The organism is Mesorhizobium oxytropidicola (assembly GCF_056174625.1).
Genome location: NZ_CM149692.1, coordinates 4,029,053 through 4,050,741 on the forward strand (window position 1 = coordinate 4,029,053; position 21,689 = coordinate 4,050,741).

14 protein-coding genes and 1 pseudogene are annotated in these 21,689 nt (G+C 65.0%); 7 read left to right on the forward strand and 8 right to left on the reverse strand.

The genetic code is table 11. From position 1 onward, the window contains the following. The 8 genes and pseudogenes from AC0V8S_RS20125 to map all read right to left on the reverse strand — a co-directional run bounded on the left by AC0V8S_RS20125 (position 1) and on the right by map (position 7,015). Positions 1–987 carry an autoinducer 2 ABC transporter substrate-binding protein gene (locus AC0V8S_RS20125; RefSeq protein ID WP_475432931.1) on the reverse strand — a complete coding sequence of 329 codons (987 nt, stop codon included), beginning with the start codon at positions 985–987 and terminating at the stop codon, positions 1–3. Positions 988–1,021: 34 nt separating this feature from the next. Continuing rightward, complete coding sequence (locus AC0V8S_RS20130) at positions 1,022–1,792, reverse strand: ATP-binding cassette domain-containing protein (RefSeq protein WP_183460168.1); 771 nt, start codon at positions 1,790–1,792, stop codon at positions 1,022–1,024. A gap of 27 nt (positions 1,793–1,819) precedes the next feature. Further along, positions 1,820–2,596, reverse strand: a complete 777-nt coding sequence (locus tag AC0V8S_RS20135) for a glutamine amidotransferase (RefSeq protein WP_183460166.1) — start codon at positions 2,594–2,596, stop codon at positions 1,820–1,822. Between the two features lie 60 nt (positions 2,597–2,656). Then, complete coding sequence (locus AC0V8S_RS20140) at positions 2,657–3,568, reverse strand: carbohydrate kinase family protein (protein WP_475432932.1); 912 nt, start codon at positions 3,566–3,568, stop codon at positions 2,657–2,659. Between the two features lie 173 nt (positions 3,569–3,741). Beyond that, a pseudogene (locus tag AC0V8S_RS20145) lies at positions 3,742–3,837 on the reverse strand (LacI family DNA-binding transcriptional regulator); the annotation flags it as partial. A 357-nt stretch (positions 3,838–4,194) separates the two neighbouring features. Beyond that, positions 4,195–4,995: a hypothetical protein gene (locus tag AC0V8S_RS20150; RefSeq protein ID WP_475432933.1), complete on the reverse strand. Its 801-nt coding sequence runs from the start codon at positions 4,993–4,995 to the stop codon at positions 4,195–4,197. 373 nt (positions 4,996–5,368) lie between these two features. Further along, positions 5,369–6,130 carry a RadC family protein gene (gene radC, locus AC0V8S_RS20155; protein WP_475432934.1) on the reverse strand — a complete coding sequence of 254 codons (762 nt, stop codon included), beginning with the start codon at positions 6,128–6,130 and terminating at the stop codon, positions 5,369–5,371. 57 nt (positions 6,131–6,187) lie between these two features. Further along, positions 6,188–7,015 (reverse strand): type I methionyl aminopeptidase, encoded by an 828-nt coding sequence (gene map / locus AC0V8S_RS20160; RefSeq protein WP_183460160.1) that lies wholly within the window; start codon positions 7,013–7,015, stop codon positions 6,188–6,190. 272 nt (positions 7,016–7,287) lie between these two features. Here map and AC0V8S_RS20165 point away from each other — a divergent pair, with 272 nt between their 5' ends. The 7 genes from AC0V8S_RS20165 to AC0V8S_RS20195 all read left to right on the forward strand — a co-directional run bounded on the left by AC0V8S_RS20165 (position 7,288) and on the right by AC0V8S_RS20195 (position 21,683). Further along, positions 7,288–7,632 carry a hypothetical protein gene (locus tag AC0V8S_RS20165; RefSeq protein WP_475432935.1) on the forward strand — a complete coding sequence of 115 codons (345 nt, stop codon included), beginning with the start codon at positions 7,288–7,290 and terminating at the stop codon, positions 7,630–7,632. Positions 7,633–7,745: 113 nt separating this feature from the next. Then, positions 7,746–7,985, forward strand: a complete 240-nt coding sequence (locus AC0V8S_RS20170; RefSeq protein ID WP_475432936.1) for a hypothetical protein — start codon at positions 7,746–7,748, stop codon at positions 7,983–7,985. 181 nt (positions 7,986–8,166) lie between these two features. Continuing rightward, positions 8,167–8,463 carry a DUF982 domain-containing protein gene (locus tag AC0V8S_RS20175; protein WP_475432937.1) on the forward strand — a complete coding sequence of 99 codons (297 nt, stop codon included), beginning with the start codon at positions 8,167–8,169 and terminating at the stop codon, positions 8,461–8,463. Between the two features lie 66 nt (positions 8,464–8,529). After that, positions 8,530–8,928, forward strand: coding sequence for a DUF6074 family protein (locus AC0V8S_RS20180; protein ID WP_475432938.1), 399 nt, complete (start codon positions 8,530–8,532; stop codon positions 8,926–8,928). A 314-nt stretch (positions 8,929–9,242) separates the two neighbouring features. Continuing rightward, entirely contained in the window at positions 9,243–13,760 is a 4,518-nt protein-coding gene (locus AC0V8S_RS20185) for a beta strand repeat-containing protein (protein WP_475432939.1), read from the forward strand. Then, the gene (locus AC0V8S_RS20190) at positions 13,682–20,227 is read left to right on the forward strand and encodes a hypothetical protein (protein WP_475438663.1); all 6,546 of its coding nucleotides are present in this window, start codon (positions 13,682–13,684) and stop codon (positions 20,225–20,227) included. The genes AC0V8S_RS20185 and AC0V8S_RS20190 overlap by 79 nt, the downstream gene beginning before the upstream one ends. Positions 20,228–20,456: 229 nt before the next feature. After that, the gene (locus AC0V8S_RS20195) at positions 20,457–21,683 is read left to right on the forward strand and encodes a pilus assembly protein TadG-related protein (RefSeq protein ID WP_183460146.1); all 1,227 of its coding nucleotides are present in this window, start codon (positions 20,457–20,459) and stop codon (positions 21,681–21,683) included. Positions 21,684–21,689 lie beyond the last annotated feature (6 nt).

A 21,689-nucleotide genomic window follows, 5' to 3' on the forward strand; every position in this document is an offset into this window, starting at 1 on the left:
TCAGAAGTTGAACTTGTCGACATTGTCCTTGGTGAAGACAGCCGGCGGCCCGAGCAAAAGGATGCCCTTGGCGGCGTCATAGGTGACGGGCTTGTCCAGGCCGGCGATCTTGTTCTCCGCCTCGAAGGCCTTGCCGTCGATCAACTGTTTGCCGGCCCAGACCGTGAGATAGCCTAGCTGCTCTGGATCCCACAGCACGGTAAAGCCGAAGGCGCCGCTCTTCAGATAGGAACGCGCCGTGTTCGGGCTGCAATAGCCGGCGCCGATGACCGAGCCGATCTTGCCGGCGGTCTCGATGGCCTGGGCAACGCCCGGGCAGGTCGAGGACGCGACGGCGATGATGGCCTTGATATCGGGATTTGCGGCCATGAGATCGCCTGATATCTGCGCGGCACGCTCGGCCGTGCCGCCGGCAAATTGCGGCGCCAGCAGCTTCAGCTTCGGATATTTGGCGGTGGCTTCCTTCTGCATGAAGCCGATCCAGGCATTGAGATTGGACGCCGTCGCCTCGCCGGAGACGATGCCGATCGTTGCGTCCTCACCGACGCGTTTGACGAGTTCGTCGATGATCGTGGTGCCGAGGCCTTCGTCGGTCGCCTGCGCCACATAGACCGCACGGCCGCTGTCGGGTGCATCGCTGTCGCTGGTGAATAGTTTGATGCCCTTCGCCTTGGCGCTCTCGACCACGGGGGCGATGCTGGAGGCATCGAGCACACTGACCGAAACCGCCTCGACGCCTTGGTCGATCAGGTTCTGGACGATCTGCAGCTGGTCGACCGGATTGGTGTCGACCGGACCGGAATAGATGAAATCGACACCAAGGTCCTTGGCGGCGCGATTGCCGCCGGCTTCCATGGCGTTGAAATAGGGGATGCCGATCAGCTGCGGGACAAAGGCGACCTTGTGCTTGTCGGCGGCATGGGCTGCCGTTGCAACAATGAGGGAGAGCGCGGAGGCGGCGAGCACTTTCTTGAGCTGTGAAAGCATTTTGGTTTGATCCTCTCTGGAAATGACGTGCGTTTCAGTTTGTTTTTTCGAGCGCCCGCACGTCGGGATGAGCGCCTGTTATGAGCGAAACGACTTCTTCGTGATTGGTTTCGGTGGCCAGCCGTTCGGCCACCTTGCGGCCGCGCCGGAACACGACGATGCGGTCGGCAACCTCGAAGACTTCGGAAATGTTGTGGCTGATGAGGACGACGGCACAGCCGCGCGCGGCAAGCCGCCGCGTCAGCGCCAGGACCTTGCGGGTCTCGGCGACGGCAAGCGCCGCCGTCGGCTCGTCCATGATGACCAGTTTGGCGTTCAGATTGAGCGCGCGGCAGATGGCGACGGCCTGGCGCTGGCCGCCGGACAGGCTGCCGACAGGCGCTTCCGGATCGGAAATATGGGCATCGAGTTCCTTCAGCAGGCCATCGACGCGCTGGCGCATTTCCTGGCGCTTCAGAAACGGAATGCCCAAAATGGAGCGTTTCAATTCGCGGCCGAGAAAGACGTTTTCGGCGATCGACAGGTTCTCGGAAAGCGCCAGTTCCTGGAAGATTGTTGCGATCCCCGATGAGGCTGCATCCTTGGGCGAATGAAAGGCAACCGGATTGCCCTCGATGACGAGTTCGCCGTCGCTCGGTGCATGAGCGCCCGCCAGGATCTTGATGAAGGTCGATTTACCCGCACCGTTGTCGCCGAGCAGCGCCAGCACCTCGCCGGAACGGATTTCCAGGTCGACATTTGAAAGCGCCGTCAGCGCACCGAAGCGCTTGGCGATGTTCCTGGCGACAAGAAAGGGTTCTGTCATGACGGTTATCCAGCGATTGCGGATTGGTTAGACGGCCTTGCTCACCCAGCGCAGCACGTTGGTCCAAAGGCGCGCATAGCCGGGCCATTCGACAAAACTGTTCGGCAGCCAGTGCGGGCCGATATCTGACGTCCAGACCAGGGTGCGACCCTCGCCATGGCGTCCCGTGACCAGCAGGGGGTGACCGCCCTGGTCCTGCGGCAGCCGGGCCAGGACTTCGACATCGTCCCGCTCGCGGGCAACGACCTCATTGGCGCCGAGAAGAATGGGCCATTCACCGTCGATGCCGGCAAAGAGCGGGTGATCCCTGGGCCCGATGATCTCAGGCCGAAAGCCCTCGGGGATCTCAAGCCGGTCATCGTTGGGCAGGCAGGTCACCGGCAGCGCATCCTCGACAGCCGTGCGGTGCCAGCGCGCCTTGCCGTCGATGCCCTGGAAGGAGAAGTAGCCGCCGATCATGATCAGGCCGCCGCCGGCCAGCGTCCAGTCGCGCAATAGCTTGAGCCGGTTGGGGACCGTCTTGCCGTGCAGCCAGACATCGGGATGGAGCAGCAGCGAGTTCGCGCCGATGTCGGAGAGGATGATCGCCTTGTATTGCGCCAGGCCCTCCATGGTGAAAGGCAGCTTTTCGACGGCCTCATGGGCCGGCATGTACTCAAGATCAAATTCGCTGTCCTTCAGGGCGGTGACGAGCGGTGTTGCACCCAGATGAAAGGTGACGCTGCCGAACTGGTCGAAGCCCTTGTAGTGAGTCGCCGAGCTCATCCAGCTTTCGCCGACCAGAAGGACTTTTGCTTTCGCCATGATCATACTCTCCTGATTTCGTCCGATGGGCGGATGCCCAGAAACCGATAAGTCTTTGATTTAACTTGCCATCACAGTGTCGTTCGCCGAGGCGGTGGCCTTCAGGGTCGCGAAATCCGCGATGTAGCCCTGCGCGCCTTCGACCGTGGTCGTCAGGCTTGCGCCGATCGCGGCATAGCGGGCGGCGGCGTCCAGCGACGCGCCATGCAGCCACAGGCTCAGGAAGATGCCGGCGAAGCTGTCGCCGGCGCCGGTGGCATCGACGCGGTTGACCGGCAGTGCCGGCACCTCGATCTGTGGGCCGCCACCCGACGGGAAGACGACCGCGCCGAACTCGCCAAGGGTGAGCACGACCGTCCCGCGCGGCTTGATGCGTGACAGCATTAAGCGCACCTCTTCGATCATGCTCGCCATCCCGGTGCGAAAACCGAAAATCTCGCGCATCATCACGTCGTTGATGAAGGTCAGATCGATCTGCCTGACCATCTGTGTGAAGGTTTCGGGCGTGCGCGCGCTTCTGGGCAAACCGGCCGAATGCAGACTGACCCTCCAGCCGGCCTGATGAAAGCGCGCGATGGAGGCGGTCATCGTCTCATAGTGAAAGCCTTCGATATGCAGGCAGGCCGGGCGCTGCTCGGGCTGGATGTCCAGATTGGCGGTCAGGTCGACCTCGCCAAGCTCGAACGGTTCGCTGATGATGGTGCGGCTGCCGTTGCGCTCGATGATGACGATCGCTTGGGAAAGCCGGTTGTTGGGCGTGCTGCGGATAGGGAGGGCGTGGACACCCAGTTTGGCGAGTTCGCCCAAAGCCCAGTCGCTCTCGGCGTCCCTGCCGACCGCTGTCGCCAGTTCCACGTCAAGCGCGTAGGGGGCCCCGACGCCGGCCGCGGCAACCGCGAGATTGGCGGCCGGGCCGCCCAGCGCCTTTTCGATATGGCTGGCGGTGATGCGGTCGTCGCGATGCGGCAGCACGTCGACGCGGCACAGGAAGTCGACGCTGACGCGACCGGCGACCAGCAGCCTTGGCAGATGATCGAGGTTTTTTGGCCTGCGGGGCGCGCGGCCGGGCAGGGAACGGGCAAGGAACTCGGCCGGTACATCAGCGCGGCAACCGCCTTCTCGATGCGTTCGCGTGTGTCTTCCCTGAGGCCGGCGGTGCCATTGATGAAGTTCGAGACCGTGCCGATGGAGACACCGGCGGTTCGTGCGACATCCGCTATGGTAGGGCGCTTGCGTTGCAATTGCCTGGTTCCGATTGAAGCGTTTCAAACGGTAGCAGTGGAAGCGCGACGCCTCAACGAAACTGTTTTCCAAAAAAATGGAGATCGCACTTGTTCATTGGAAGATTGATCCAATCAGGCGGGGATGATTGGATTGCTCTTTCCATGATTGAATGATTTTCAAATTTCCGAATTTCGTTCGATCCGTGGCGCCTGATCGAACGCTCATCGCAGCGCCTTCCAGCAACTCAGCGAGTAGCTGCCGCCGCGGAGTGGCCGTCGGGCGTTTTTCTGCTACGGCCAGAAACAGCAATGCCGCCGGGCGGACCCGGCGGCATTGTCTTGGATAAATCAGGATACTGCCGTTCTGGTCGACGCCTAAGGCGTGGTCTGCGCTTCGATCTTGGTAGCCATCTGGTCGATCTTGCCGGCAAGGACACCCTGGGCCCAGGCCGTGACCTCGTCATCGACCGGCTTGTTGGCCATGTCCGTCAGCGCTGCATCGAGTGATGCCTGGTCGGTACCGACGGTCGCCGTGGCAGCCGCCGCCTCAGCCTCGTCGGCCGCCGCGTTGTCGGCGTCGACAATTGCCTGCTGAGCAGTGATCTGGTCTTTCACCGCCTGGATCTGTTCAGGCGTAGCGGTCGGATCCGCCTGCAGCGCGGTCAGCTGCGCATTCAGCGTATCCAGTTGCGCCTGGGCGGCCGCCGCCGTGGCGGCTGCCGTCTCAGCCGCGGCCTGAGCAACCTTGGCTTTCGCCGACTGTGTCACAAAGGCCTGGATGCCGGCGAACTTCTTGCTCTTGGAATTCATATAGGCGTTGATGTTGCGCTGCAGGGAGTTCAGCCGGCCGAGCTTGGCATGGATGTTTTTCTCCTTGGGCACGGATGCGACCTGAGTGGTTGTGTCGACCGTGGTGGAGGTCGTAGTGCCCGCGTCCACCTTGCCAACATGGCCTGGAGCCGATGCCGACTTGCCATGCGAGGCGCCGCTGTTGCCATTGCCATTGCCGCCAGCATTGCCGTTGCCGTTACCCCCGCCGTTGCCGTTGCCGTTGCCGTTACCGTGCCCGTTGCCGCCGCCATTGCCGTGCCCGTTGCCGCCGGCTCCAGCGAGCGCTGGGGACGCCAGAAGCGCCAATGCGGCAAGCGCCGCGAACAGAGTTTTTCGGTTTGTCATGGTGTCTCCTCGGGGAATCGCCGCCTCCGCCCCACCGCTAGAGCAAGCGTAATATGAGAAACCCCTAATTGTACGGAGTAAACTTTAGACAAATGCGGTCGCAATGCGCGATCTCGATGATGGCAGGTGGCATAACTATTTGATATTTCATGAAAATAAACGCCGTAAGGTCGCTGTGCTACTGAAGTCCCATGCCGGCCAGACCATCGTCCTAGCTGCCGCCAATGTCGTCGAGCGGTTGGTCAGAAACGCGCTGGAATGCAGGAGTCAATGCAGGAGTCGATGAGCAAAACCTGGTCGGTATGCGCCATGCGAGAAACGCTCTTGCTTCCCTGTCGGCGAAGACGAGCGGGCCACCTTTTTGGTTGTCGCCCTAGATCAGCAACAAACCCTTCATGCTGGCGTATCCCTTGCGCCCGATGATGATGTGGTCGTGCACGGCGATGCCCAGCCGTCTGCCTGCTTCGATGATCTCTTTCGTCATCTCGATGTCCGCGCGCGACGGCGTCGGATCGCCCGAAGGATGGTTGTGCACCAGGATGATCGCGGTGGCCGACAGTTCGAGCGCCCGCTTGACGACTTCCCTGGGATAGACGGGCGTGTGGTCGACAGTGCCGGTCTGCTGCACCTCGTCGGCGATCAGCGTGTTCTTCTTGTCGAGGAACAGGATGCGGAACTGCTCGCGCGCTTCGAAGGCCATGGCCGAGCGGCAATAGGCGAGAAGCTGCGTCCAGGACGAAAGGACCTCGCGGCCATGCACTTCGCCATGCGCCATGCGCTGCGCTGTCGCCGCCACGATTTTCAGGTCGAGCGCCACCGCCGGGCCGATGCCCTTGACCTCCTGCAGCAGGTTGATGGGCGCGCCGAGCACTTCGGCCAGCGTGCCGAAGCGCGCCAGCAGCGCCCTGGCGGCCGGCTTGGTGTCGGCGCGCGGGATCAGCCGGAAGAGCAAGAGCTCCAGAAGCTCATAATCGGGCAGGGCATCAGGGCCAGCCGAGGCAAAGCGCTCGCGCAAGCGGTCGCGATGGCCGAGATATCCAGGTTTTTCGGCTGGAGCCGGCCTGGCCTTCGCCGCGGGCCGAACCGGCACCTCGGCAAAGAAACTCCGCTCGTCGTCGTCGCCCGTTGTCCCCATCAGCCCCCGCATCCAGCCAATCAGTCGGGCAAAGCGGTCGCCCGACGTATTAAAACATCAGGCCGGCAGGCCGGGCCGGTCGAGGTTGTTGGGCGAGAGCGTGAAAATCTCGCAGCCCGTGTCGGTCACGCCGATCGTGTGTTCGTACTGCGCCGACAGCGAGCGATCGCGTGTCACCGCCGTCCAGCCATCCGACAGCACCTTCACATGCGGGCGGCCGAGATTGATCATCGGCTCGATGGTGAAGATCATGCCGGGCCGCATCTCGACGCCTTCATTGGCGCTGCCATAGTGCAGGATGTTCGGGGCGTCGTGGAACAGCTGGCCAACGCCGTGGCCGCAGAAGTCGCGCACCACCGAGCAGCGCTCCGCCTCGGCATAGGTCTGGATGGCGGCGCCGATGGCGCCGGTGCGCGCACCCGGTCTGACCGCGGCGATGCCGCGCATCAGGCATTCATGGGTGACCTCGAGCAACCGCTCGGCGGCGCGCTTGATCGTGCCGACCGGATACATGCGCGAGGAATCGCCGTGCCAGCCGTCGAGGATGTAGGTGACGTCGATGTTGACGATGTCGCCATCCTTCAGCGGCTTGTTGTCTGGAATGCCGTGACAGACGACATGGTTGATCGAGGTGCAGGACGATTTCGTGTAGCCGCGATAATTCAGCGTCGCCGGCAGCGCGCCGTGGTCCATGCCGAACTCGAAGACGAAACGGTCGATAGTGTCCGTGGTGACGCCGGGCGCGACCATCGGCACCAGCGCGTCCAGGCAACGCGCGGTGAGGTCGCATGCCTTGCGCATGCCGGCAAAACCGTCCTCGCCATAGAGGCGGATCTGGCCGGTGTTTCTGAGAGGGGCCGTGGCGGCGTCGAGATAGGTGACCATTTTGTCCGTATAGAAGGGTGGGCGCTGCAGGAGTGCTGGCGTGAAAATCCCACCAGATTTGGCACTTGGAGGCAAAAGGTTCAAGGAAGAACTGCCTGATGCAGCCCGAGCCGCCCGGATATTCGTATCGCTAGGGCGCTCTCTTGTCGGTTTTCACATGGTTTGCTTTCCTTTCCGGCCATCGTGCGCTAGGGCGGGACGATGTTTTGGAGATCGCGTCCAGCCCTGAAGCGCGCTAGATCGCTTGAAGCGCCGCTGACCGCAGCCTGCTCATGTCTGATGGGCCTGGTGCTGCTGGCGATGCTGTGCCTCGGCCGGCCCGACGTGCCCACCTTCGCGGACCCGTACAGGGCGGTGCCAGCGTTGGCGTCGAACGGTCGGGCGAAGTCGCGGCGCTGCTGCGCGTCACCAACAAGGCTCAGGCATTGGAGGTTCGCACCGCCCGGCCGGTGCTGGCCAAATTCGCCGGCGGTCATCCGGCCTTGCCGGCTCCGCAAGCTGCTTTCCTTTGGCTAGACCGGATTTCCCAGGCTGTGCCTGTTGCCGGATCTGGCACGGCCTCTGCTCCCAGCGCGAGCACCAACCAGCCGCGTGCGCCGCCGTCCAGGCTGGCCTGAGCGGTCCAGGACCGCACTTCACCTCCAGTTTCAAGCCATTCGCGCCCGCGACCCGTGCGGCGGCTTTTCAGCCGCGCATGGGTGGCGCAGCGCGTCATTTCCGGATGATTGCAATGCAACAACGTATCAAGACATTCAAAAGCCTGACGCGTGCGGCCTCGGCTGCTTCCTTTCTGTCCGTGCAGGCGTTCATCTGTATCGGAACCGTCTATTGGGCGATCGCCGAGACGCTCTATCTGTCGGGAACCGGAGCGCTCGTCCTTGGCGCGATGTTTGCCTTGCCGTCGGCCTATGTTCTGCTGACCGTGGTGCGCATGGCCTTCGACGCGGAGACCGACCCGGCCAACCAGTAATCGCGCCGCCAACTTGGAAAGTTCTGCCGGCCTAGCTGGTGCCGGCGAACTTTCCTTGGCCCGTTTGCAGCAAGAACGGCCGTTTCCGCAGTGACGACACATTTGCGTGGCACTAGCCGGTCAAAGCAACTTTTGACGACGAACGGCGTTGCTTGGGCGACGCCGGTTCGGGAGATGCCTGATGGATAGATTGCAATTCGAGGTGCCGGTGCGCATTGCGCAAGGCTCCGGCTTGCCCGTCGAGGAGATTTACAGCGTCGACCAGGCGCTGGATTTTCTTCAGGACTGGCCGGCACGCCGGCAGGGGCCGGTGTATCAAAAAGCCTTCAACGCCTGCTTCGGCGCCACGGTTGACGTGGTCAAGACCGAGGATGCCTGCCGTGCGTTCATGGCGTTCTGCCGCGTCACCGGACTGATGGCCAGCGACATGATGGCGCCGCGCAAGCGTGGCGGCGAGGCGAGGGCGCTGCAGGCTTGAGGCCGTTCGCCCTACAACCACTCCGCTTCCCAACCAATTCTGCTTGAACGAAGGTGATGATCTCGTTTGCGGATCATCACGTGCATCTCGTCCTATGACGACGCATTGACCTGCGCGTTAAGCTTCCGTTTCCACATCAGAGGCTACGCCATTGCTTGTTCAGCAATGGTTGATTCGTTGCGTCAGTTCATGGTTTGGAAGATGTCCCCAGAAAAAGTCCGTGCATTCCCGATCGACCGTCAGCTATTCTTGGTCAGGGAAGTTGCAGCCAAGCTCTACGATCTGCATGGCGAGCCTGCAGCCTCGTTCTGGAGGGCTAAGGCAGCCGAATTGCTTGACCTCGTTGTTGGGTCGGGCAGGGACAGAGCCACAGCCAGTGATGAGGTGCGCAGGTTTTTCCTGGCCGTACAAAGAGAGCTTTCGGCTGAGCTGGCTGCTGAGCCGGCTCCAGTTCTTTCCGCCTGAAGCAAACATTGGTCTATTGCGCTACGCTATTTACTCCAATAGCGCGTAAATGCTTGCCGATAGCTATGGGGATCTGTGCTTGAACGGCAACACTGCACCTAATTTACATCACCTCTATTCTTAGGAGCGCTTATTGCCATTGCAATCTGTTAGGTTGCATTAGCAAGGGCAGATTCGCGCCGGGGGTGGTGCGGGTCAGGGGGGTGATGATGACTCGTGTTGGGAGGGGCGCAGCCGAGTCTCGCTTTGTTTCTGGCTGGTTGAAACAGAGATTTCTTGGCCTTTCAGGGCTTGCGGCGGTAGCGGCCATTCTCATGGCGCTGACGCTGTTCGTCGGCTCGACGGGTCCTGCCGAAGCGACTTGCACGGGGCCAAGTGGTGGCGTCGAGACCTGCGCGGGAGCCGGAACGCAGTCTGACGTCAGCTACACCGCGCCTGGCGTCACGACGCTCAACGTCAACACGCTGACGATCGACCCCAGCCGGATATCGCTGACGGGGACAGGTGCGGCGCCAGCTGCTCCCGGCGAGGCGCACTATACGTGCAGCACCGGCATCGCGAGCGACTGCACAATCACGTTGGCGGTTCCCGCGAACGGCAGCAATCCGGCCCAGCCGGAAAAATGCGTGGTCAATTCCGGCGCTACGAGCGGCGCGACCTGCGTGGCGCCACCGCCGGTCGCTGCGGGCGGGCCCTCCGGCAATTCCGGTCCGACACTTGTGGTCAACTACAATCAGCCCACCGCCAACACCAACACGCCGAACAGCGGCGCGGTGATCGCGACCGGCACCATCGGTGTTCTCGGCGCTTCCAACGGCAGCCGCGGCGGCAATGGTAGCAACGGCTACGTCTTCTCCGATGGCGGTGACGGCGCCAATGGCGCGGATGGCGGCACCGTGACCGTCAACGTTGATGGGGCCGTCAAGACGAGCAACAATTGCGTGTTGCCAACAGCTTGTCCTAATGCGGGCATCGTGGCCAGCAGCGTCGGCGGCGATGGCGGCGATGGCGGCGACGCCAAGGGCATTTCGGGCGATGCCGGCGATGGCGGGCTGGGCGGTAGCGGTGGCAATGCCACGGTCAATTTCAACAGCGGTAGTGTCGAAACGCTGGGTAATTATTCGGCGGGCATCGCAGCCATCAGCCAGGGCGGCCATGGCGGCAATGGCGGCGGCGGCGGCGGCCTGGTCTTCAATCCGGGCGGCGGCAGCCCGGCAGGTGCCGGCGGCAACGCCAATGTCTTCACCGGTGTCGGCACGGCGATCACCACCTACGGCATCTATTCGCACGGCATAGCCGCGCAGTCGATCGGCGGCGGCGGCGGCGGCAGTGCCGGTGGTTTCGGCCTGTTTTCGTCCTCCGGCGGCGGCGGCGGCAATGGCGGCAATGGCGGCATCGTGCAGGTGATCAACAATGCCAATATCACCACCTGGGGCAACAATTCACAGGGCATCCTGGCCCAGACGATCGGCGGCGGCGGCGGCGACGGCGGTTCGAACTTCGGCCTGTTCGCCTCGGGCGGCAGCGGCAGTCTCGGTGGCAATGGCGGTCCGGCGAATGTCGTGACGGTCAGCGTCACCAATTCCGGCGCGATCGTCACCCATGGCCAGGAATCGAACGGCATCCTGGCGCAGTCGATTGGTGGCGGTGGCGGCAATGGCGGCAATTCAGGCGGTCTCGTGTCGCTTGGCGGCGACGGCGCCTCGACCACCAATGGCGGCATCGTCGAAGTGACGAACACATCAGCCGGTTCGATCAGCACCGACGGCAAGCAGTCCGCCGGCATCTTCGCACAGTCGGTCGGTGGCGGCGGCGGCAATGGCGGCACCTCCGGCGGCCTGTTCTCGGCCGGCGGCAAGGGCGGCGCCGGCGGCAATGGCGCGCGGGTGACGGTGATCAATGCCGGTGATATCGAGACCGGAAAAAATGGTGCCGGTTCCGTCAATTCCGCCGGTATTTTCGCACAATCGGTCGGTGGCGGCGGCGGCAATGGCGGCGGTGCTTTCTCCGGCGGCATCGGCTTCAGCGTGGCGATTGGCGGCGCCGGCGGGAGTGGCGGCACGTCCGGCGCGGTGGAGGTGCTGCGCGACGCCAACGATACCGCCTATTCGATCATCACCCATGGCGACCAGTCGGATGCCGTTTTCGCGCAATCGATTGGCGGTGGCGGCGGCAATGGCGGATTTTCGGTTTCGGGCGCGGTCGGCGTGCTTGCGCTCGCCATGGGCGGGGCTGCCGGCAATGCCAGTGACGGCAACATCGTGACGGTGGAGACCGCCGGCTCGCTGACCACCTATGGCCAGGGATCGCGCGGTATCTTCGCGCAATCGATCGGCGGCACGGGCGGCAATGGCGGCGCCGCGATCGCGGTGGCGGTCAACGCCACCGGGACATTCGCGGCGGCGATCGGTATTGGTGGCGATGGCGGCGCCGGCGGTGCATCGAAACTCGTGACCGTGTCGAGCCTCAGCGACATCTCGACGGCCGGCAACAATGCCGGCGGCATCGTTGCCCAATCGGTCGGCGGTGGCGGCGGCAATGGCGGCTATTCGATCGGCGGTGCCATCGGCGGCGCGGTCGGTATTGCCGTCAATATTGGCGGCAAGGGTGCCGGCGGTGGTTATGGTGCCGACGTCATTGTCGGCAGTTCCGGTTCGATCCACACAAAAGGCAACAATTCGACCGGCATCCTGGCGCAGTCGGTCGGCGGCGGCGGCGGCAATGGCGGCTTCACCATCTCGGCGGCCCTTGGCGGCGGCGCGGCGAGCGTCGGCCTTGGCGGCGCGGGCGCGGACGGCAGCAATGCGGGCAACGTCACCGTCAATGCCGACGGCGCCGGCCATGCGGTCGCCACCGGCTATACCGGCACCTGGAACCTTGTCACCGAAGGCAAGAACGCGGTCGGCATCCAGGCCGAAAGCATCGGTGGTGGTGGCGGTAATGGCGGCTTCTCCGGCAGCCTCGCGGCGGGCGGCCTTGTCGGTGTCGGCGTCAGCCTCGGCGGCTCCGGTGGGGGCGGCGGCGACGCTGGTACGGCGACCGTCAACAATGGCAAGAAGGTCGGCAACACCGTCACCCAGAACAACATCCTGACGATAGACGACAACTCGACCGGCATCCTGGCGCAGTCGATCGGTGGTGGCGGCGGCAATGGCGGCTTTGCCGTGACGCTCAGCGTTTCCGGTTCCTATGAAGGTGCTGGCGGCGCGGCCGCGGTCTCGGTCGGCGGCAGCGGTGCCACCGGTGGCGTCGGCAAGGACGTTTTCGTCACCAGCTACGGCAACATCGCCACTTATGGCAAACAGTCCGACGGCATACTGGCGCAGTCGATCGGCGGTGGCGGCGGCAATGGCGGCTTCAGCGTCGCCGGCACGTTCACGACCGGCGCGCTGGGCGCTTCGGTGGCCGTCGGCGGCAGTGGTGGCAGCGGGCAGAGTGCCGGCGAGGTGACGGTGACCTCGACCGGCAACATCCAGACCCATGGCGACCAGTCGATCGGCATCATGGCGCAGTCGGTCGGTGGCGGTGGCGGCAATGGCGGCTTCGCCGGCGCCGGCGCGATCACGCTGCAGGGCGTCAGCGCCGCGGTCGGGCTTGGCGGCAATGGCGCCGGCGGCGGCAGCGCGAAAACCGTCCGCGTCACCTCGACCGGCGATATCACGACCTATGGCGACCAGGCGATCGGCATTCTGGCGCAATCGGTCGGCGGCGGCGGCGGCAATGGTGGTTCGACCGTTTCGCTGGCGCTTGCCAAGGATGCCGGTATCGGCGTGGCGCTGGGCGGCAAGGGTGGCGCGGCCGGCAACGGCCTTGATGTCACTGTCATCTCGACCGGCAACATCTCGACCGGCGCCGGCTTCATATCAGGCGGTGTTCGCGGCACGGGTGCTGCCGGCATCCTGGCGCAATCGGTTGGCGGCGGCGGCGGCAATGGCGGCTTCGCCGGCACGCTTGGCGGCGGCAAGTCGATCGCTGTCGGCGTGGCGTTTGGCGGCAGCGGCGCCGGCGGCGGCAGCGCCGATATCGTCAAGGTCACCTCGACCGGCAACATCTCGACCAATTTTGACAATTCGTCCGGTATCATCGCCCAGTCGATCGGTGGCGGCGGTGGCAATGGCGGCTTCAGTGTTGCCGTAACCGGTGCGCTCGGCGATCCCGATGCGGCAACGGCGTCGGTCGCGATCGGCGGCAAGGGCGGCGTCGGCGGCGTCGGCAAGGACGTGACGGTGACGAGCACCGGCACGATCACGACAACAGGCAAATTCTCCAACGGCATCCTGGCGCAGTCGATCGGCGGCGGCGGTGGCAATGGCGGCTTCGCGGTCGCCGGCTCGGCCACGACAGGCAATGCCGGCATCGGCGTCGGCGTCGGCGGCACGGGCGCCACCGGCTCGACCGCTGGCAAGGTGATCGTCAACAGCTACAGCGTCGTCGACTCCAATGGCCAGCCGGTGCTGCAGCCGCCGCCCGCAAACACCGTCTCGATCTGGACCCAGGGCGACAATTCATCGGGCATCTTCGCGCAGTCGGTCGGCGGCGGCGGCGGTTCGGGCGGCTTCGCCGGCAGCCTCGGCGTCGGACTCGGCGGTGGCGGGCTGGGCGTCAGCATCGGCGGCGGCGCCGGATCCGGCTCGACCGCCGATACCGTCACCGTCACCAGCTACAACAACATCCTGACCGGAGGGAAGATTCCTTCGGCATCATGGCGCAGTCGGTCGGCGGCGGTGGCGGCAATGGGGGCTTTGCCATTGCGCTGGCCGGCAGCAAGGATATGGCGGCGAGTGTCGCGGTTGGCGGCTCCGGCTCGAGCGGCGGCGACGCCGCGGTCGTGATCGTCACCAGCCACGGCAATATCGAAACCGACGGCGACGGTTCGCATGCGATTTTCGCACAATCGGTCGGTGGTGGCGGCGGCAATGGCGGTGGCGCCGTGGCCGGCACTTTGACCGGCCAGGGCACGGGCAGTCTGGCCGTCGGTGTCGGCGGTTCCGGCGACAATGGCGGCGACGGCAAAGCGGTGACCGTCACCTCGACCGGCGATCTCAGGACCGAAGGTTTGAAGGCCGACGGCATCCTGGCACAGTCGATCGGCGGCGGCGGCGGCAATGGCGGCTTCTCCGGCGCGCTGGCGATCACCACGGGGGCCGGCGCGATCGGCGTCGGTGTCGGCGGTTCAGGCAAGGGCGGCGGCAATGCCGACACGGTCACCGTGACCTCGACCGGCAACATCGTCACCCTCAAGAACGGTTCGAACGGCATATTGGCGCAATCGGTCGGCGGCGGCGGCGGCAATGGCGGAGCCGCGGTCACCATCGCCGGCGCCGGCCAGAAAGCGGCCGCGGCGGTATCGGTTGGCGGCAGCGGCGCCAAGGGTGGCACTTCCCAGCTGGTCACGGTCAACAACATCGGCACGATCAACACGACCGGCGACAAGGCGAACGGTATCCTTGCCCAGTCGATCGGCGGCGGCGGCGGCACTGGCGGCTTCGCCATTTCCGGAGAGATGGTGGTCGACGGCGCCGGTGGCGCCAGCGTCAGCGTCGGCGGCAATGGTGGTGCCGGCCAGGATGGCGGCCGCGTCATCGTCAACAGCAATGTCGGCACTACGCTCGCCAACAACAACGCGACCATTCACACCGTTGGCGGGGATTCGAATGGCATCTTCGCGCAGTCGGTCGGCGGCGGCGGTGGCGATGGCGGCTTCTCCGGTGCTGTTTCGGTCACCGGCCAGAATGCCAAGGCCGCGATCGCGGTGTCTGTCGGCGGCTCCGGTGCGGGCTCCGGCGATGGCAAGATCGTCAACGTCACCTCGGTGGACAACATCCTGACCGAAGGCAATGGCGCGAACGGGATTCTGGCGCAGTCGGTCGGCGGCGGTGGCGGCAATGGCGGGTTCTCCTTTGCCGCGACGATCAAAGGCTCACTCGGCAAGAACCCGAGCAAGAACGGCGCGGTCTCGGTATCGCTGGGTGGCGGTGCTGGTTCGGGTGGCGATGCCGAGAAGGTTACGGTCGATTCCACCGGCATCATCCAGACCGGCGGCGACAAGGCCTTCGGCGTGCTGGCGCAATCGGTCGGCGGTGGCGGCGGCACCGGCGGGCTTAGCGTGGCGGCAGCGCTCAACCTCGGTGAGGGCGGCAACCAGATCACCGCCGCGGTCGGCGGCGAGGGCGGCGGCGGCGGCACCGGCGGCGAAGTTCTGCTGACGCGCCACGGCTCGACCATCACCACCGGCGATCAGTCCGTCGGCCTGTTCGCACAATCGGTTGGCGGCAGCGGCGGCAATGGCGGCATGGCGATCTCCGGCGTGATTGCCGGCACCGATGCCAAGACCCTGTCGGCCAGCGTCGGCGGCTTCGGCGGCGCCGGCACCAACAGTGGCAAGGTGACGATCGACAACACCGGTGCGATTTCGACCTACGGCGTCGAATCGCACGCCATCCAGGCGCAGTCGATCGGCGGCGGCGGCGGCAATGGCGGCATGGCCGTCTCGGCCGTCATCGGCTCGCTCGGCACCGGAACCAATTTCAATGCCGGTGTGACCGTTGGCGGCTTCGGTGGCGACGCAGGCTTTGCAGGCGACGTCTTCGTGACCAATCACGGCCTGTTGCAGACCGGCTTGCTCGCGGCCGGCCAGACCGTGACCAATGGTGACGGCGCCTACGGCATCTTCGCGCAATCGGTCGGCGGCGGCGGCGGCTCCGGCGGCAACGCCATCACCGGCGTGCTCGGCCTGAACGGCAACAATGCGGGCACGCAGGTTAACGTCAGCGTCGCCGTTGGTGGCTCGGCCGGCAACGGCAACACGGGCGGCAACGTCACCATCAGGCAGTATGGCGGCATCGAAACCAACGGCATGGGCGCCTTCGGCATCCTGGCGCAATCGATCGGCGGCGGCGGTGGCACAGGCGGTCGCGCCAATTCGATCTCGCTGCAGCTTGGTGCGAAATGCACCCTTCCGAAGGTCTGTGAACCGGCCGGTGGCAAGCCGAACTGGAACCTCCAGGCGACGGTCGGTGGCGCCGGCGGAACCGGCAATGACGCCCAGACCGTCGATGTCGGCAACTATGATTTCATCACCACGCATGGCGACAAGTCGTCCGGCATCGTAGCGCAGTCGATCGGCGGCGGCGGCGGCATTGGCGGCGACGCCTATGTGGGCACCGGCGGCCTGCTGGCGATACCTTACGTGCCGGTCGATCCGACGCTGCTCCTGAAGCCGCTCGGCACCAGCAGCCTGACCAGGTCCGGCACGGTCGCCATTGGCGGCAACGGCGCCGGTGGCGGCAATGGCGGTACCGTCATCGTTGCCAATGAAGGCGTGATCACCACCCACGGCACCAAGTCGGACGGCATCCACGCCCAGTCGATCGGCGGCGGCGGCGGCGATGGCGGCGACGGCGAGGCCGGCGCGCTCGGCACCGTCGGCATTGGCGGTCAGGGCAAGGCCGCCGGCAATGGCGGCTCGGTCACCGTCACCAACGGCAAGACCGACCTCAGCCAGGCCGGCACGGCCATCATCCAGACATTCGGCACGTCGCCGACGCCGCCGGCAGAGGGCGCGCCGAGCGCCGACCCGGAACAGGGCTATTCGGCCGGCATCTTCGCGCAGTCGGTCGGCGGCGGTGGTGGCACGGGCGGTGGCGCCGGTGGCCTGCTGTCGCTCGGCGGCTCGGGCAAGGCGGGCGGCACCGGTGGTCATGTCACGGTCAACAATTATGGCGGCATCCTCACCCATGCCGATGATTCGGTTGGCATTTTCGCGCAATCGATCGGCGGCGGCGGTGGCGCCGGCGGCTCGCTCGGCATCAGCGCGATCGCGGTCGGCGGCTCGGGTGGCGCCAGCGGCTCCGGCGGCCAGGTGGATGTCATCAACGACGCGATGATCGAGACGCACGGCATCGATCCCTACGCGATCCAGGCGCAGTCGGTGGGTGGCGGCGGTGGTTCGGGCGGTGGCAAGAATGGCGGCATCACCGGCTCGATCCCGGCCCTTATCTCGATCGGTGGCGCCGGCGGCTCGTCCGGTATCGGCGGCATCGTCAATGTCACCAACAACAACAGCCTGCACACTTATGGCGCCGGCGCGGACGGCATCAACGCTCAGTCGATCGGCGGCGGCGGCGGTTCGGGCGGCCGTGCGATCGGCTTCATCGCCGTCGGCGGCAAGGGTGGCGATGTCGGCAACGGCACCACCGCCGGCAGCACCGGCTCTGGCGGCGCGGTCACCGTCAACAACAATGCCAATGGCACGATCACGGTCGAAGGCGTTGGCGCACACGGCATCTTCGCGCAGTCGGTCGGTGCCGGTGGCGGCTCGGGCGGCGGCGCCTTCGGCGTCAGCATCGTGCCGGTTGCGATCGGCGTCGGTGGCGGCGGCGGCAGTTCGGGCGATGGCGGCGTGGTCACCGTCAACAACCGTGGCGACATCACGACGGTGTCAGCCTCGTCGGTGGCGATCTTCGCTGAATCGATCGGTGGCGGCGGCGGCACGGGCGCCATGAGCGTGGCGGCGAGCCCCGCGCCTGGCGCCTTCACCTTCGGCATCGGCGGCGATGGCGGCGCCAATGGCAAGGGCGGCAACGTCAATGTCACCAATTTCAGCGATGGCATCATCCACACAAAGGGCTTTGGTTCGACCGGCATCATGGCGCAGTCGGTGGGTGGCGGCGGCGGTGCCGGCGGCGCGTCCTATTCCGTGTCGGGCGGTCCGCCCGGACTCGCCATCGCACTCGGTGGCAAGGGTGCCGCCGGCGGCGACGGCGGCATTGTCACCGTCATCAACAATGGCGCCATGCAGCTCGACGGTGACAATTCCGTCGCGATCTTCGCGCAATCGGTCGGCGGCGGCGGCGGCTCAGGCGGCACGGCGATTGCCGCGGCGATCGGCGTGCCGGTGTTCATCGGCGGCGACACCGGCGCGACCGGCAAGGGCGGCGATGTCACCGTCACCAATACGGGGCAGATCATGCTTACCGGCAATGGCTCTGTCGGCATCTTCGCGCAGTCTGTCGGTGGTGGCGGCGGCGTGGTGACCGCGGGCACCGACGGCATCGTCCAGGCCGTCGCCGGCGGCAGCGGCAATGGCGGTGTGGTGACGATCAACAGCAACGTCGCCATGCTCATCACCGGCGACAATTCGGTCGGCGTGTTCGGTCAGAGCATTGGCGGCGGTGGCGGCGTCGGCGGCTTTTCCGGCAACTATCTCGGCCTCGACCAGGCGCCGGCCGCAAGCAGCATGATGATGGCCATGGTCGCGGCCCCGCAAGGCTTCATGGGCAGCGCCGGCGGCGGCGGCACCGGCGGTGCCATCACCTTCACGCAGACGGCCGACCTCGCGGTCACCGGCAAGAATTCCTTCGCGCTGATGGAGCAGAGCGCCGGCGGCACTGGCGACATTGCCGACAATGGCGACATTAACGTCACCATCGCCAGCGGCGTGACGATCACCGGCGGTTCAGGTGCGGGTGCCGGCATCGGCTACAAGGACGGCAAGGACAATCTGCTGACCAACAACGGCATCGTCCGTTCGATATCGCTGATCGACGGCTACGCCATGCGCGGCGGCGTCGGCAACGAAACGTTCGACAACAAGTACCTGACGGTCGGATCGATGGACCTCGGCGCCGGTCTCAACACCTTCAACAACAAGACCAACGCGGTCTATCTGATGGGCGACACGGTCTATCTCGACCTGCCCGGCCAGTTCAACAATGACGGTTACGCGGCTCCCGGCGGTCTCGACCGCGTCATGACGACCGAGGTCACCGGCAACTGGTCGCAGTCGCTTGGCGGCGTCTATCTGCTCGATCTGGACCTCGACCCTGAAGCGGACCGCATCAATGTGAGCGGGACGGCCGACGTCGATGGCCTGGTCAGCATCAACATCATGAATCCCGGCGCGGCAAAGCCAGGCAACCAGGACTACATCATCCTGGAGGCGCAGGGCGGCGTCACCGACAATGGACTGAAGCTCGATACGATCCCGAGCGCGGTGGCGCAGTATTCGCTGAAATATCCGAATCCTGAGGATGTCGTCCTCAATGTTGACATCAATTTCGCCCGCACCGGCCTGACCGAAAACCAGACCGCGGTGGGTCAGGCGATCAACGCGATCCAGACCGATCTGACGTCGCCGAACTTCACCAAGATCGCCAATGCGATCTTCTACATCCCGACGCTCGACCAGCTTGGCGCCGTCTACGACACCATCTCTGGCGAGGGCATCAGCGGCTTCCAGCAGCCGGAGTTCGACGCCAACAACACCTTCCTGGCCCAGATGAACCGGCAGTCCGATGCCTGGCGCATGGGCCTGTCGACGGATCCGATGAGCCAGTCGCTGAAAGTGCCGGAGGTGGCCTATGCCGAACCGCCGGGCAAGGCGCATCCGTTCGATGCCTTGACCAAGGCGCCCAATGCGCAGCGCTGGAATTACTGGGCAACAGCGGGCGGCAATTCGGGCGTGGCTTCCGGCGATCCCGTGGTCGGCAGCGCGGCCCTTGGCTACAAGTCCGGCAACTTCGCCGTCGGCCTCGACTCGCAGGGCGATCCCGACGTCCTGATGGGCTTTGCGCTCGGCGGCGTCGCGGGATCCTTCGCCGTGCCCGATCGCGAAACGTCCGGCAATATCATCGGCGGCCATGCCGGCGCCTATGGTGCACGCAAATGGGGCCAGTTCTACATCAACGGCTCGCTGGCGATGGATCTCTACAGCAATACGACCGACCGCTTCACCTCGGTGCCTGGCGCGCCCAATCCGCTCAATCCGGTGCCGGCCATCACCAGAGAACACTGGACCGGCGATTTCATGAGCGCAGGCTTCGGCACCAGCCTCGAGGCCGGCTGGCGGCAGCCATTCGGCGCCGGCGCCATCACGCCGTTCGCCGGGCTGCAGTTCCAGGCACTGGCGATGCAGGCCTTCTCGGAAAAGTCGACCAGCGACGGAGCGCTCGGCCTCGACTTCGACAGCCGCACGGTCATCTCGCTGCCGGTGTCGCTCGGCCTGCAGCTCGACACGACGGTTGCCATCGGCGAGACGAAGACGCTGCAGGCCTGGGGCCGTGCCGCCTGGCTGCATGAGTTCAATCCCGACCGCTCGGTGGAGCCAACCTTCCAGGCGGCCCCCGGCTATGCCTTCGTTGTCCAGGGGGCAGCGGCGGCCGAGGACGCGGTCACCGTCAACGCCGGCGTCAAGCTGAACTGGAGCTCCAACACGTCGGTGTTCGCCACCTTCGACGGCAAGTTCGGCGACCGGGTGCAGACCTATGGCGGCAATGTCGGGTTCAGGGTGAACTGGTAGGCGAGGGCACGGATCGCTCGCCAGTCAGTGCATGGCGCACCTATCGTGGGCCGGCAGCTCTGAGGCATCGAGGCTTGCCTTCGCTGGCGCTCATGTGAGGTGCGTTTTGTTCATCAGCGATGTCTGCGTGCACCGGTCAGCCAACGGGCGGGTGTTTTGAAGCCAATTCAAAAAATGAACGGAACTTTTTAGCCGTTCCTTCATATATGCGTGCTTTCTAATTTAAGCTATGGCTTTGAATTGCTTCACCCTAATTCGGCTCATGGCAACCGGTATACGCCGGGGGACAAGTGCAAATGTCGCCACCATCTTCGCCCTCAGCCTGCCGATCGTTGTCGGCGCCGCCGGCTTCGGTGTGGAGACCTCCTACTGGTACTACAACAGCCTGAAGCTGCAGGCGACGGCGGATGCCGCGGCCTATGCCGGCGCGCTCGAACAGATCTCAGGTTCCGACAAGCCGACGATCGTCGCGGCCGCGACACAGTCGGCAGCGACGAACGGGCTGGGCTCGGGCACGATCGTCGTCAACACGCCGCCTGCGTCTGGACCGAACACGGCGAAGAAAGCGGTCGAGGTCATCGTCGGCCAGAAGCTCGACCGGATGTTCACCTCGATCTTCACGCAAGCTCAGGTTCCCGAACAGGCGAGGGCGGTCGCCCTCATCACCAACGCGTCGAAAGCCTGCGTGCTCGCGCTCGACCCATCCGCTTCGCAGGCGGCGCTGTTTTCCGGCAACACCAGCGTGACCCTCATCGGCTGCTCGGTCATGGCCAATTCGATTGCCTCGGACGCCGTCAAGCTTCAGGGCTCGGCAGGCCTGCAGGCCGATTGCCTGATATCAGGGGGCGGCGTTTCCCTCAGCAATCCCGTTACGACCGTCTGCGCGGCGCCGATAATTCATGCGCTGCCTGCCGCCGATCCATTTGCCGACCTGCCGGCCCCGGCAGCCTCGAATCCCTGCCAGAACGATAACAAAGCCACACTGAGTCCAGGCACCTATTGCAGCGGCATGACGCTAAAGGGCAATGTCACGCTCTCACCCGGCGTCTACGTCGTCCAGGGCAATCTCAAGATAAACGCCAACGCTGCCATCACCGGCAGCGGGGTGACGATCTTCATGTCGGGCAGTTCGACGGTCAGCATAAACGGCAACGCGTCCGTGAAGCTCAGCGCGCCGACTTCGGGCACCTATTCAGGCGTTCTGTTCTATGGCGACAGAACCGGCAACAGCGCATCCAGCACTTTCAACGGCACAGCCGACTCGCTGCTGACTGGGGCCATCTACTTCCCAAAACAGCAGATCAGCTATCTCGGCAACTTCTCGGGCAACAACGGCTGCACCCAAGTCGTCGCCAATACGATCCAATGGTCAGGGAATTCAACCATCAATCAGGATTGCACGAGCCTCGGAATGCGAGACATTCCGGCCACGCAGTCCGTGGCACTGGTCGAGTAGCTTCCC